At 69.0% G+C, this 13,459-nt stretch carries 12 protein-coding genes; 1 reads left to right on the top strand and 11 read right to left on the bottom strand.

Annotated elements, in window-relative coordinates:
• Positions 1 to 12: 12 nt before the first annotated feature.
• The 8 genes from panD to ABD808_RS00265 all read right to left on the bottom strand — a co-directional run bounded on the left by panD (position 13) and on the right by ABD808_RS00265 (position 8,298).
• A complete protein-coding gene (gene panD / locus ABD808_RS00300; protein WP_344887614.1) occupies positions 13 to 432 on the bottom strand; it encodes an aspartate 1-decarboxylase in 420 nt (139 codons plus the stop codon).
• On the bottom strand, positions 432 to 1,292 hold the full coding sequence (panC, locus tag ABD808_RS00295) for a pantoate--beta-alanine ligase (RefSeq protein ID WP_344887611.1): 861 nt from the start codon (positions 1,290 to 1,292) through the stop codon (positions 432 to 434). The genes panD and panC overlap by 1 nt, the downstream gene beginning before the upstream one ends.
• Positions 1,293 to 1,328: 36 nt before the next feature.
• Positions 1,329 to 2,270, bottom strand: coding sequence for a Rossmann-like and DUF2520 domain-containing protein (locus tag ABD808_RS00290; RefSeq protein WP_344887608.1), 942 nt, complete (start codon positions 2,268 to 2,270; stop codon positions 1,329 to 1,331).
• A gap of 114 nt (positions 2,271 to 2,384) precedes the next feature.
• Complete coding sequence (locus tag ABD808_RS00285) at positions 2,385 to 4,889, bottom strand: ABC transporter permease (RefSeq protein ID WP_344888309.1); 2,505 nt, start codon at positions 4,887 to 4,889, stop codon at positions 2,385 to 2,387.
• The gene (locus tag ABD808_RS00280) at positions 4,889 to 5,659 is read right to left on the bottom strand and encodes an ABC transporter ATP-binding protein (protein WP_425548869.1); all 771 of its coding nucleotides are present in this window, start codon (positions 5,657 to 5,659) and stop codon (positions 4,889 to 4,891) included. The genes ABD808_RS00285 and ABD808_RS00280 overlap by 1 nt, the downstream gene beginning before the upstream one ends.
• 298 nt (positions 5,660 to 5,957) lie before the next feature.
• Positions 5,958 to 6,266 carry a chaplin family protein gene (locus ABD808_RS00275; protein ID WP_344887605.1) on the bottom strand — a complete coding sequence of 103 codons (309 nt, stop codon included), beginning with the start codon at positions 6,264 to 6,266 and terminating at the stop codon, positions 5,958 to 5,960.
• A 161-nt stretch (positions 6,267 to 6,427) separates the two neighbouring features.
• Positions 6,428 to 7,129 carry a response regulator gene (locus ABD808_RS00270; RefSeq protein ID WP_344887602.1) on the bottom strand — a complete coding sequence of 234 codons (702 nt, stop codon included), beginning with the start codon at positions 7,127 to 7,129 and terminating at the stop codon, positions 6,428 to 6,430.
• On the bottom strand, positions 7,126 to 8,298 hold the full coding sequence (locus ABD808_RS00265) for a sensor histidine kinase (protein WP_344887599.1): 1,173 nt from the start codon (positions 8,296 to 8,298) through the stop codon (positions 7,126 to 7,128). Before ABD808_RS00265 ends, ABD808_RS00270 begins: the two co-directional genes overlap by 4 nt.
• Before the next feature lie 110 nt (positions 8,299 to 8,408).
• Between ABD808_RS00265 and ABD808_RS00260 the strand changes: the two genes are divergently transcribed.
• Positions 8,409 to 9,425 carry an SAM-dependent methyltransferase gene (locus ABD808_RS00260; protein ID WP_344887596.1) on the top strand — a complete coding sequence of 339 codons (1,017 nt, stop codon included), beginning with the start codon at positions 8,409 to 8,411 and terminating at the stop codon, positions 9,423 to 9,425.
• A gap of 417 nt (positions 9,426 to 9,842) precedes the next feature.
• Here the strand turns inward: ABD808_RS00260 and ABD808_RS00255 are convergent, their stop codons facing one another.
• From ABD808_RS00255 to ABD808_RS00245, 3 genes are all read right to left on the bottom strand, one after another.
• A complete protein-coding gene (locus ABD808_RS00255) occupies positions 9,843 to 11,051 on the bottom strand; it encodes a cytochrome P450 (protein WP_344887592.1) in 1,209 nt (402 codons plus the stop codon).
• Positions 11,052 to 11,285: 234 nt separating this feature from the next.
• A complete protein-coding gene (locus ABD808_RS00250; protein WP_344887589.1) occupies positions 11,286 to 12,428 on the bottom strand; it encodes a PH domain-containing protein in 1,143 nt (380 codons plus the stop codon).
• A 332-nt stretch (positions 12,429 to 12,760) separates the two neighbouring features.
• Positions 12,761 to 13,441 (bottom strand): PH domain-containing protein, encoded by a 681-nt coding sequence (locus ABD808_RS00245; RefSeq protein WP_344887587.1) that lies wholly within the window; start codon positions 13,439 to 13,441, stop codon positions 12,761 to 12,763.
• Between the last annotated feature and the right edge of the window lie 18 nt (positions 13,442 to 13,459).

Here is a 13,459-nt window from a genome sequence, read left to right as displayed (position 1 = left end):
CGCGGGTGGGGGTTAGTGGGGGTGGGTGAGGTTGCCGGGGGTGGTGGGGGTGCCGGGGACGGGGGACGCGGGGTCGGAGCCGAGGGAGATGATCTTGTTGGTGCGGTCCACGTGGACGACGCGGGGAACGAACTCGCGGGCCTCGGCGTCGGGGAGCAGGGCGTAGCTGATGATGATGACCAGGTCGCCCGGCTGGACGAGGCGGGCCGCGGCGCCGTTGATGCCGATGACGCCGGAGCCGCGTTCACCCGCGATCAGGTAGGTCTCCAGGCGGGCGCCGTTGTCGATGTCCACGATCGAGACCTGCTCGCCCGGCAGCAGGTCGGCGGCGTCCATCAGGTCCTGGTCGACGGTCAGCGAGCCGACGTAGTGCAGGTCCGCCTGCGTCACGGTGGCGCGGTGGATCTTCGACTTGAACATCGTCCGGAACATCAGGGCTCCTCGGAAAACTGGAGGGGGACGTTGTCGATCAGATGAGTGGCGCCGACGCGGCCCGCGACGGCCAGGACGGCGGGCCCGGTGTACACGGGCGTGACCGGCAGGAACGTCGCGGGGTCGACGAGGACGACGTAGTCGAGCAGGAGGGGTGGGTTGGCGGTGGCGGCCTTGTCCAGGACGGTGGCCGCCGCGGCGAGGACCGTGTCAGGTCCTTTGGTGACGGCGTCCGACCCGGCGTGGAGGGCGAGGGAGAGGGCGAGGGCGGTCTGGCGCTCGTCGGCGGAGAGGTAGCGGTTGCGGCTGGAAAGGGCGAGGCCGTCCGGTTCCCGGATCGTTGGGGCGCCGACGATCTCCACGGGGACGTTCAGGTCGGCGACCATCCGGCGGATCACCGCGAGTTGCTGCGCGTCCTTCTCCCCGAAGATCGCCAGGTCGGGGCGGACGAGGTTGAGCAGCTTCAGCACGACGGTGAGCATCCCGTCGAAGTGGCCCGGCCTGCTGGCGCCCTCCACGACCTCGCCGATGGGCCCCGATCGCACCGTGACCTGCGGTTCGTCCGGGTACATGACCGAGCGGGGCGGCACGAATACGAGGTTGACGCCCTCGTCGGCGCAGATGTCGAGGTCGGCGTCGAGCGTCCGGGGATAGCGGTCGAAGTCCTCGTCCGGTCCGAACTGGAGCGGGTTGACGAAGATGCTGACGGCGACCGTGTCCGCGCTCCGCCGGGCCCGCCGGATCAGGGAGCGGTGGCCCTCGTGCAGTGCGCCCATGGTCGGGACGAGCGCCAGCGTCCCCCCGACCTGGGATCGGGCCTCGGCCAGTTCGTCCCGCGTCCGCGCGATGATCGGGGGCACGACACGTCCTTTCGTTCGCTCGGGGGGTTCTCGCGGTCAGTCGGCCAGGGCTTCGAGGAGGCGCTCGGCGTCCTCGGGCTTGAGCATTCCGGCGGCGAGCGCCCGGTCGGCGGTGAGGCGGGCCAGCGCGATGTAGGCGCTGCGGCTCTGGGGCGACACCTTGCCGAGTTCGCCGACGTGGTCGGTGACGGTTCCGGCGTCGCCGCGGGCGACGGGGCCGGTGAGGCCGTCGATGCCGAGGCGCAGGCCGTTGTCGAGCGCGGCGCCGAGGAGCGGGCCGAGCATCCGGCCGGGTTCGGCGACTCCCGCAGCGCGCAGCAGGTCCATCGACTCGACGACCAGGGTGACCAGGTGGTTCGCGCCCCCGGCGAGTGCCGCGTGGTAGAGCGGGCGCATCTCCTCTGTGATCCAGACGGGTTCGCCGCCCATCTCGACGACGAGCGCCTCCGCGACCGGACGGAGCGGGTCGGGCGCGGTCACGCCGAAGGAGATGCCCGCGAGCCGGTTCACGTCGTCCGGACGTCCGGTGAACGTCATCACCGGGTGCACGGCCAGGGGGAGCGCTCCAGCACGGGTCAGCGGATCGAGGACGGCCGCCCCGTAGCGTCCGCTGGTGTGCAGGACGAGTTTCCCGGTGACCGGAACACCTGCGGAAACCAGTCCGGAAGCCAGTTCGGGCAGTTCGTCGTCCGGGACGGTCAGCAACACCAGGTCGGCGGCAGTCACGACGTCCGGCGGCGCCACGATGTCGGCACCGGGCAATCGTTCCGCGACGCGCGCCAGCGATCGTTCGGACACGGCGGCCGCGGCCACCACGCGGTGGCCCGCGCGGGACAACGCGGCCCCGAGCGCGGTCCCGACGCGGCCGGCGCCGACGACGCCGACCGTGAGCCGCGCGGGCCTGTCCTCCGGGGTCGTCTCACCGGCGGGGAGCCCGTTTCCGGGCGTGCCGGAGGGGGGCGTGACATGTGGATCCATCGGTTCGTTCCAGTCCTTGTAGGTACCGGACGTGCGCGACCCAGGGTACCCGCGGGCCTGGGGCGCGCCGCCCGGCGGGCGGGTGCGGGGCGGCCACCACCGCCCCGCACCCATTCAGTCATACGACAGGGACTCCACGATGGACGTCCTCGCGGCGCGCCGCGCGGGCAGCACGGCGGCGGCCGTCCCGGACAGTCCCGCGAGGACGACGAACGCGAGAACTTGCAGGTAGGGCAGCGAGAACACCGAGTCGGGAGCCATCGCGTTCGTCGCGGCCCAGCCGAACGCGACCCCGAGCACGACGCCGGTGAGCGCGCCGATCACGGCCATGACCAGGGCCTCGATGGACAGCATCCGGCGGAGCTGGCGTCTGGTGATGCCGAGGGCCCGCAGCAGCGCCGACTCCCGGGTGCGTTCCACGACGGACAGGGTCAGCGTGTTGGCGATGCCGAACAGTGCGATGACGATCGCCAGGCCGAGCAGCCCGCCGAAGATCATCAGCATCATGTCGACCGCCTTGGTCATCGACTCCTTGTACTCGGCGGTCGAGGCCACCTTCGCGGACGGGTAGGGGCTCGCGGCGTTCTCCACGGCCTGGCGGGCGGCGGTCGGCGAGGCGCTCGCGCGGGTCTTGACGTAGATCATGCTCGGGTCCTGGGCACCGAAATAGCGGGTGAAATCCGTTTCTGGGACGACGATTCCCTCCAGCCCGGCGATCGGCTCGTACACACCGGTGATCTTCACCGGGACGGTGCCGTGCGCGGTCTTCACCTGGACGGTCCGCCCCATACCCATGGTGGGCGTTTTGGCGGTGTCCACGTCCACCATGGCGGTGCCCGGTTTCTGCGCCGCGTCCAACGAACCGTCCCGCATCGTGGGTTTCACGATCGTGCCCAGGGCGGACGCGGTGACAGTGGAGATGTCCTCGTCCTGTCCAGCGATCTGGGTCTCGTGCTCATTCAGTTCGATGACGTTGGCGATTTCGGGACGCTTTCTCAGCGTCTCGGCAAGCGCGCGCGGGACGGTCCCATCGCCGTTCTGCGTCTGGATCTGGAAGTCGATGGGGAACTGTTCCTCGATGGTGTGCGTAGCGGTCGCCTTACCGCTCGCCGCGACCACCGCGAACAGGCTCATCAGCCCAACGCCGATGGTCAGCGCGATCGTCGTGGTCGCGGTGCGGCGCGGGGAGCGCTGCGCGTTCGCGACCGCCAGCCGTCCCGGCACCCCGCCGAGCCGCGCCGGGACCGCGCCCGCGAACCGTCCGAGCGGCCGGACGAGCGCGGGCATCACCGCGAGGACCGCGAGGAAGAACACGCCGCCCGCGAACGCCACGACGAACATCGCGGCCTGACCCTTCTCCATCGCGACCGAGCCGAGCGCCCCGATCGCGAGCCCGGCGGCGCCGAGCAGCACGGCGATCATGGTGCGCGGCACGCCGAGGCGGAACCGTCCGCTGCCCGGCTCCAGCTCCGAGCGCAGCGCCGCGACGGGTGCGACCCGCGTCGCGGCACGCGCGGGCAGCAGGGCGGACAGGACGGTCACGGCGACGCCGATCACCAGCCCGATGATGATCGTCCGGACGGTGAGATAGGCGCCGGTCGCGTCCGCCCCGGCGATCTCGTCGGCCAGCGCGCGGATCGCGACGAGCGCGGCCGCGCCGAGGCCGACCCCGGCGAGCAGGCCGAGCAGCGAGCCGACCAGCCCGACCACCGCCGACTCCACCACGACGCCGCCGAAGACCTGCCGCCGGGTCGCGCCGACGCAGCGCAGCAGCGCCATCTCCCGCATCCGCTGCGCGATCAGGATCGAGAACGTGTTGTAGATGACCAGGGCGGACACCAGCATCGCCACGAATCCGAAGATCAGCAGCCCGGCCCGGATGACCTCGGTGTCGCCGCCCGACTGCCGCGCCATCTTCGCGGCCAGTTCCTTGCTGGAGACCGTGAGGTTGGACGGGCCAGCCGCCGCGTCGATGGCCGTCCCACTCCCGCCCGCGACGTCGATCTCCTCGAAGCCCTTCTTACCGGTCATCGCCATTGTGGTCGGGGTGTCGAACCCCACGGCGCCGCGGAAGCTCGCATCCTCGTCGATACCGAAATCGACCAGGCCGACCACCCTGAACCGGTGCGGGTTGTTCTTGTGGTCCAGGATCGTCACCGTGTTTCCGACGGTGAAGCCCTCCCGCTTGGCGACGTCCTTGTCGAGGACGGTCTCGTGCCCACCAGACGGTGGACGTCCCTTGTCGATGTCGTAGCGCAGCAACCGTCCGGAAGGCACCGACATCCCAATCGTGGAGATGTCGCCAACGGGCTTACCGTTTTTACCCACGAGAGGGGCATCGCCCTTGACCATGCCGTGCACGTCCGTAACGCCGGGCACCGCGCGAACCCTGCCGAGCGTGTCCGCACTGACTTCGTCTTCGGTGGAGTCAAGGCCGGGCAGTACGGCGAAGTCGACTTTGTCGGCCGAACGCTCCCACGTCTTTGCGACACCCTTGTCCATCGTGTCGGTGAGAACGAACGTCCCGGAAATGAAGCCGACTCCGAGCGTGATGGCCACCGCCGTTAGCAACAGCCGTAGTTTGTGGGCTCGCAAACCCGCCAGCGTGGTTCGCAGCATCACGACCCCAGGCTCTTGAGCCGGTCGTGCACGGAGTCCGAGGTCGGCTCGACGATCTCCGACATGATCGCGCCGTCGCGCAGGAATATCACCCGGTCGGCGTAGGACGCGGCCACCGGGTCATGGGTGACCATCACGATCGTCTGGCCCATCTCCCGGACCGACGTGCGCAGGAACGCCAGGACCTCGCCGCCCACCCGCGAGTCGAGGTTGCCGGTGGGCTCGTCCGCGAAGATCACGTCGGGACGGGCGACGATCGCGCGGGCGCACGCCACCCGCTGCTGCTGCCCGCCCGACAGCTCGCTCGGACGGTGCCGGAGCCGGTCGCGCAGGCCCAGCACGTCCACGACATGGTCGAACCACGCCCGGTCCGGTTTGCGACCGGCGAGTTCCAGCGGCAGCAGGATGTTCTGCTCGGCGGTCAGCGTCGGGACCAGGTTGAACGACTGGAACACGAACCCGACGCGGTCGCGGCGCAGCATCGTCAACTGCCGGTCGCCCATCCCGGTGATCTCCGCGTCGCCGAGGATGATCCGGCCGGACGTAACGGTGTCCAGCCCGGCCAGGCAGTGCATCAGCGTCGACTTCCCCGACCCGGACGGTCCCATGATCGCTGTGAACGCCCCCCTGGCGAACCCGACGCTGACGCCGCGCAGCGCGTGCACGGCCGCGTCGCCGGACCCGTACACCTTCGACACGCCATCTGCGGTGATGGCCGGAACGGCCCTGGCGGTCGGGACTGCTCCAGGCGGACCGGTATGCGCGCTGATCACGGTGGCTCCTTCGTGGCTTGGACTGGTCGCAGACCACGCTAGGAATCCGCGTTCTCCCCGCCATCAGCCCGGCGTCCACGGTCTTCGTCCACCTCGCGGCTACCGCTCGACGGTTCGTACGACCAAAGTCGTACGGGCCAGTCCGTCCTCGAACTGACCAACCCCATGCGGAAGCGCCGGAGACCGCGTGGGTTCCGGCGCTTCGGCATGGGCGTGAACGCCCGTTTGAGGATCAGTGAGCCCTCCTCGTCGCTGTCGCGCAGAAGCGTCTTTGCTTCCGCACGACGGGACGGGCTCAGTTGTCGACGGACGCGCCACCCTTGCAGGCAGCCTGCGCCGCGCCGAGGACGGCGATCGCGTTGCCGCAGACGTTCACGGGGACCGAGATCGGCGCGAACACCTGGTTGCCGCCCAGGATCGAGAAGTTGCCACTGGTCTCGTTGTTGCTGAACGAGCCGTGGCCATGCCCGTGGTGGCCGTGACCGTGGTGGCCGTGGTGGTCATGGCCACCGCCGTAAGCGCTGGCGTACGCGGGCGTCGAGGCCAGGGTGGCGCCGACGACGGCGAAGCCGAGGATGCCGGTGGCGGCAAGCTTCTTGAACACGAGAAATCCTCCCGTACGTGGATGAGCAGGCCCGATGGGACAACTGCCGACGTCGCACGACAAGGCGGCGTCGCGTACGGTAGCTACCCGGTAACTTTCAGTTGGAGCTAGCGAAATCTCCACGGGGGCGGCAAATGATGATCACGAAGTGACCATGGAGGTCACGGTGATTCGTCTCGTTGGCCGCTCTTGACCAGCCCTGTCTCGTAGGCGAAGACGACGGCCTGGACCCGGTCGCGCAAACCGAGTTTCATCAGGATCCGGCCCATGTGCGTCTTGACCGTCGCCTCCGAGACGTACAGCCGATCCGCGATCTCCGCGTTCGACATCCCCCGCGCGACGAGCCGGAGCACCTCGCCCTCCCGCTCGGTGAGGCTCTCCAGCGCGTCGTTCGCCTTCTCCTCGGCCTCCGGCAGATGCACGGCGAACCGGTCGAGCAGCCGTTTCGTCGTGCTCGGCGCGACCACGGCGTCCCCCGAGTGGACGGCCTTGATCGCCTCGATCAGCTGGGCCGGGCCCGCGTCCTTCAGCAGGAACCCGCCCGCGCCCACCTTGATCGCCGCGAAGGCGTACTCGTCCAGGTCGAACGTGGTCAGGATGACGACCTTCGGCCCCGCGAGGCCCATCACCCGCCGGGTCGCCTCGATGCCGTCCATGCGCGGCATCCGCACGTCCATGAGCACGACGTCCGCCCGCGTGCCGCGGAGCACTTCCAGCGCCTGCACCCCGTCCCCCGCCTCCCCGACGACCTCGATGTCCGGCTGGGCGTCCAGGACCATCGTGAACCCGGCCCGCACCAGTTCCTGGTCGTCGACCAGCACCACCCGGATGGGCGCCGCGTCGTCGGACCCCATGTCGCTCATGCCGCTCCTACTTCCTCACGTACGGGAATCTGCGCGACCACCTGGAAGCCACCTCCGGAGCACGGCCCCGCTCGGATGCTGCCCCCGTACACGGCGACACGCTCCCGCATCCCGGCGAGACCATGGCCACGGCCGTCGTCGATGGCCGCGGCGCCGCGTCCGTCATCGTCCACCCTGATCTCCAGGGCCTCCTCCGAGTAGCGCAGCCGGACCGACACGGCCACACGCGGACCGCCGTGCTTGAGCGTGTTGGTCAGCGCCTCCTGGACGATCCGATAGACCGTGAGCTGGCGTCCCTCCGACATGGCGGCGGGCGTGCCGTCCACCTCGAACGTCACCGCCAGCCCGGACGAACGGACCTGTTCCACCAGGTCATCGAGCTGCGCCACGCCGGGCTGTGGCGCGAACGCACTCACGTCGTCGGTCTCACGCAGGACGCCCAGGAGCCGCCGCATCTCCGCCAGCGCGAGACGTCCCGTCGTGGAGATCGCCTCAAGGGCCTGCCTGGCGCGTCCCACATCGGTGTCGATGGCGTAGGACGCGCCGTCGGCCTGCACCACGATCACACTGACGTTGTGCGCCACGACATCGTGCAGCTCGCGGGCGATACGCGCGCGTTCGGCGGCCATGGCCACCTTGACCTCATTGTCGCGTTCACGTTCCAGCCGTTCGGCCCGCTCCTCCACCGAGCGCAGGTACGCGCGGCGCGTCCGCATGTGCAGGCCGAGAAGCCACACTCCCGCCACGATCACCGCCAGCGTGAAGAACGTCGACTCCCTGTCCTCCGCGCCGGACGGGTAACGCCAGGTCAACATGCCGGCGCCCAGTACCGAGCAAGTCAGCGCGGCCAAGCCCCAGCGGAACGAATAGCCCGCCGTGACCGTGTAGAGACCCATCAGGACGGTCATATTCGCCGGTACCGGGTTCACGCTCAACAAACACTGGACGCACGAGACCATGGCGACCGCGGCGAACATGGTGCGTGGGTACGTGCGGCGCAGGATCATCGGCCCGGTCAGCCCGACCGTCACCGCGAAGAACGCGCCTCTGCCGATGTCGAAGGCGTCCGACCACAGTTCGGTGATGGAGAACAGCATGATCGGCGCGACGAAGAAGGCGTCGACCAGCGGTTTTCGACGCCGCAGCCAGTCCCACGCCTTCACGACCATGCGGCCAGCGTACGGACCCACACCACATCACAGGATCAGCCGCAGGTCGGACGCCCGTCCACCTCAAGGATGGCCGTCCGGACACCATCGCTCACGGTAACGTCACTGTCGTGGAGGCGTTGGTTACGGAGTGGCTGCCATGGCGCAGCGCGATGGAGCGGGCGTTGTACGGCGATAACGGCTTCTACCGGCGTGGGGAACGCCCCGCCGAACACTTCCGCACCTCCGTGAACGCCTCACCCCGGTTCGCCGCCGCCATCGCCCGCCTACTCGTCGAGGTGGACGCCCTACTCGGCCACCCCGACCACCTGGACGTCGTCGACATCGGCGCCGGCTCGGGAGGGTTGCTGACCAACATCCTGGCCTGCGTCCCCGCCGACCTGGCGCCCCGGCTCGCACCGACCGCCGTGGAGATCGCGCCACGTCCACCCGACTGCCCCGACCGGATCACCTGGCGCCCCGACCTGCCCGACACCATCACGGGCCTAGCCGTTGCGAACGAATGGCTCGACAACGTGCCCCTGGACGTCGTCGAACGCACCCCAGACGGCATCCGCACCGTCCTGGTCCACCCGTCCACCGGCAGCGAGCGTCCCGGACCCGCCCCGTCCCCCGAAGACCAAGACTGGCTCGACCGTTGGTGGCCCCTCCGCGAACCCGGCGACCGCGCCGAGATCGGCCACCCCCGCTGCGCCGCCTGGGCCTCCGTGGTCGGACGCCTGTCCCGCGGCCTCGCGCTCGCCGTCGACTATTCGCACTCCCGCGTGTCCCGCCCGGTGTACGGAACCCTGACCGGCTACCGCGACGGCCTGACCGTCCCCGCCGTCCCAGACGGCTCCTGCGACGTCACCGCCCACGTCGCACTGGACGCCTGCACCACGGCGGGTGAACGCGCAGGCGCCACATCCACCCTCCTCACAACCCAACGCGACGCCCTACGCGCCCTGGGCCTCTCCGGCTCCCGCCCCCCAATAACCCTGGCCCACAGCGACCCCCGCGCCTACGTCACGGCCCTCTGCCGCGCAGGCGAAGACGCGGAACTAACCGACCCCTCCGGCCTGGGCAGCTTCGGCTGGCTGACCCAAACAGTCCAGATCCCAATCCCATCCGCCCTAACCTCCGCCTAAGAAGCACGCCATCAAACCAGGCAGCCCACAGAGCACTACCCCGCCCTCCCCAAGCAGCACCCCCAACAACGCCAGCGCTCTACACGCAGCCGCAGGCATCCACGACCGCACCTGCGCAGCGTTGTCTGAGACGTCCACGCCCCCAAGCAGCAGCACCCTTCAACAACGCCAGCGCTCTACACAGAGCCGCAGGCATACACGGCCACACCTGCTCAGCGGTCTCCAGGGCAGGCAGGCGACTTGAGGGGAGAAGATTGCGGGCCCCATCCTCGAAGCTGCGCGCTTCAACGACATCGGCGTTCTGGGTCAGGGGCCGTGGGGTGGTGCGGCGGCGCCTACCCAGGTGTTTCGGCTAGGTAGGCGCCGCCGCGAGAGAAAGTTGGGGGCTTCGTTCTTGGGGTTTGGGCTTGGGATGTGTCAGCTTTCTACGTACAGGGCCTGTAGGCCGCGGAGGACGAAGCCGGGTTTCCATTTGGGTTCGGCGGAGAGTCGGAGGTCGGGGACGCGGCGCAGGAGCGCTCCATACGACTCTGCGAGTTCTATACGGCCCAGCGGGGCGCCGAGGCAGTAGTGGATTCCCAGGCCGAAGGTGATGTGCGGGTTCGGGGTGCGCGACAGGTCGAGTCTGTCGGGGTCGGCGAACACCTCCGGGTCGCGGTTGGCGGACGCGAACTGCAGCGCGACCTCGGATCCGCGGGGGATGTCGACGCCCCCGATGGTGATGTCCTCCAGGACCCAGCGCTCGAACATCGGTGACGAGGTGTCGTAGCGCAGGAGTTCCTCGACGGCCGTGGGAACGAGGGACGGGTCCGCCCTGAGCCGGTCCAGTTCGCCGGGGTTGCGGAACAGCGACCACCAGCCATTGCCGGTGGAGTTGACCGTGGCCTCGTGACCGGCGTTGAGTAGCAGGACGCAGGTGCCGATCAGCTCGTCCTCGGTGAGCCGGTCGCCGTCGTCCACGACGTGGGCGAGGGCGGAGATGAGGTCGTCGCGCGGCTCGGTACGGCGGTTGCGGATGAGGTCGCGCAGGTAGTCGGAGAACTCCGCGGCGGCGCGGACCGCCGTGTGCTGGACGTCCTCGGGCGGGTTCAGTTCGTACATTCCGCAAATGTCGGCGGACCATGGGCGCAGCAGGTGCCGGTCCTCGACGGGAACCCCGAGCATCTCGGCGATCACGTTCACCGGCAGTGGCTCGGCGACCTCCGCGAGCAGGTCTCCGCCGCCCTTGTCCGCGAGTGCCGCGACGAGTTCCCCGGCGAGCCGCCTGATGGTGGGACGCAGGTCCTCCACCATGCGGGAGGTGAACGCCTTGGAGACCAGTCGCCGCAGCCGGGTGTGCGTGGGAGGCTCCATGTCGAGCATCCCGGCGCGGATGAGGTCCCAGAACGGTTTGAGGAAGTCGGCCTCCGGCTCCTGGCCGAACTCCTCGTGGCTCGCGATATGGAGATAGGTCCGTCCGAGGCGCCGGTCTCGGAGTAAGGCGTCCACATCCGCGTATCGGCTGATCACCCACTGCCGAGTGGGTTCATGGTAGAACACGGGACTTTCTTCGCGGAGCCGTTCGAACGCCGGGTAGGGGTTGGCCACGAACTCGGGAGCCCAGGGGTCATAAGCCATAACAGTCATGTTCCGACGATATTGGTACGTGTCATAGGGCCAAGCCACTCCTTTTTTCGACAGCGAGCGGCCACGAACACACCGTCGGTGCCACGACTCGCTCGCATTGGTTCTCTGACCACCTCTCATGTGGCTGTCTTGGGCGGTCGGCCCGCCCTCCCCCCAAGAGCGAGCCGACCGGAATCCATGGTGCGACGCCACAGCCCGCCACGATACTAGAACGAGATTCTGTGGATAAGTCCGTCAGCGGGCCCAGTGGACGGGGTCGCCACCGTTCCGGCGGGCGGCCATGGCGCGGCGGACGGTCGACTCGACGATGGCCCGTGCCTCGCCCAACTCGCGGTCGGACGCGGCGACCCGCACCGGGCCAGGCGGCGCGTCGACGTGAACGGTGGCCAAGCCGAGGAGACGCTGGAACGGGTTCGCGGTGAGGCGGACGCTCTGCGCACGCGCATGGGGGATCACATCGGTGCGGCGGCACGGCCAGCCGTGCCTCGTCACGAAAACGACGTCGTCGGTTCCCGCACCGTCCGCACGGTCGATCGCCACTGCCTTGGACGACGCGGGAACCAAGGAGACGGCATCGACATTCGTCCCTGGGAACACCTGCGAGACGAGATGCATGGCGACGTGGCGCGGCGCCACTGGCAGGAGAGTGGACGACAGGGCCTGGCGCTCGCCCGCATAACCGGCGACGGTGACCTCCACGCGGGCCCATCCAAGCGACCGCCAGAGCGCCGGTTCGACGATGCTCACGGCTTGGACGCGGCCAGGAGGAAGGGTCTGCATCCGGGTTTCCAGAAGTCCGTAGCGCAGGCGGATCCCGTCCGGTGACATCGCGACGGTGAAGTTGGCGTACATCACCAGGGGTCCGATTACCGCCCGGATGAGCCCGAGCAGGACGGGAACGGTGACGGCCAAGATGCCGCCCTCCGCGTAGACCACGAGAAACAGCAACGACGCGAAGAAGAGCAGGATCGTCCCAACGACCGGCAGTCGCGTGAGAAGGGACATGAGCAAGGCGCCGAACGGAACACGCCATATACGCCGTTCTGGCGCCTCGGGCGTGTGGCCGGGCAGTCCGGCAGCACGGGCGAGGAGTTCGGCGCGCAGTTGCAGGGCGGAGTGCCGTCCCAGATAACGCAGCGCGATCTCACTCTGTTCGCCACCGGCCAGTTCCACGCGTACTTCGGCAAGGGCGAACACGCGCGTCACCAGGGGACGGACAAGGTCTATGGCCTGGATGCGCGAAAGCGGGATTCGGCGCTTGTTCTTGCGGAGCAGGCCGGTCTCAACGACGAGGTCGTCCCCGTCGACACGGAAGCGCACGGCAAGCCACGTCCACAGACCCGTTCCCACGGCGACCAGCCCCATGGGGACGGTCACGACAAGGAATCTCGCAATCACCTGAGGAGTGAGCGCCACCGTGAAGCCGTCATCCGTCTGGGTCAGCAGCAGCGGAAAACCGAGCAGAACGAAGTAGATGACGAGAAAGATGAAGACGCGCAGCGGCGCCGTCGCCCAGTGAAGCCTGTGAGTGCCCTCGGAGAACCGAATCGGTGGACGATAGCGCGGCCCATACGAAGAGTGAGGCGTCCCGTATGGCGGCCCTACGGGCGGGCCCGCCGGGGGTCCATAAATCGGAGGTCCGTAGGGAGGACGCTGACCGTACGGGCCGTAAGGGCCAGGTCGTCCGGCTGGGCCACCATAGGGACCGCTCATAGACCCATGCCCCGCGCCTCGCCCATCCGCGCGAGGCGGTCGCGCAGTTGGGCGGCCTCGGCGGACGGAAGGCCGGGAATGGTGGCGTCCGTGGCGGCTGCGGCGGTGTGCATCCGGACGGTCGCGATGCCCATCCAGCGCTCCAGCAGACCCGCCGTGACATCCACGAACTGCATCCGCCCATACGGAACGACGACGAGCCGCTTCACGAGGACCCCGTGGGTGACGATGAGGTCGTCCACACGCTCCGCGTAGCCGTACGCTCGGCGATCGAGCTCAGCCACCAACCAGGTCAGAACAACCCCGAGCAGTACAGCACCGACCCACATGGCGGCGGGTATCACGCCACCATTCCGCCATCCGAGGAACGCCCCAACACCACCGACCGGTATCGCCCACAGGACGGCGGCGAGAAGCCTCCACCAGGCATGGCGTGCAGAGATCGGTGACCATTCAAGGCCACCGCCCGGCGCGTACGCCTGGTCCGCCTTGTAATGAGGCTGCGTTAAAGGCTGCCGGTGGTCCTGCGGGTAGTGCGCGGGTACCTGGCCCTGTTCGGGAAAGCCTGGCGGGCGACCGCCGTAACCCGGGCCGGACGGCGCGTCCGGATGCGCCGGGCCATGGCCTTCGGCGCCCGCAGCGGGGTCGTAGGGCGGTCCGTCTTGGCTCACGTTCATTCCGTCTAGTCAATCGGA

Source organism: Actinomadura meridiana, assembly GCF_039537545.1.
Lineage (GTDB): Bacteria > Actinomycetota > Actinomycetes > Streptosporangiales > Streptosporangiaceae > Spirillospora > Spirillospora meridiana.
This window is presented reverse-complemented; position numbering and strand designations above follow the sequence as displayed.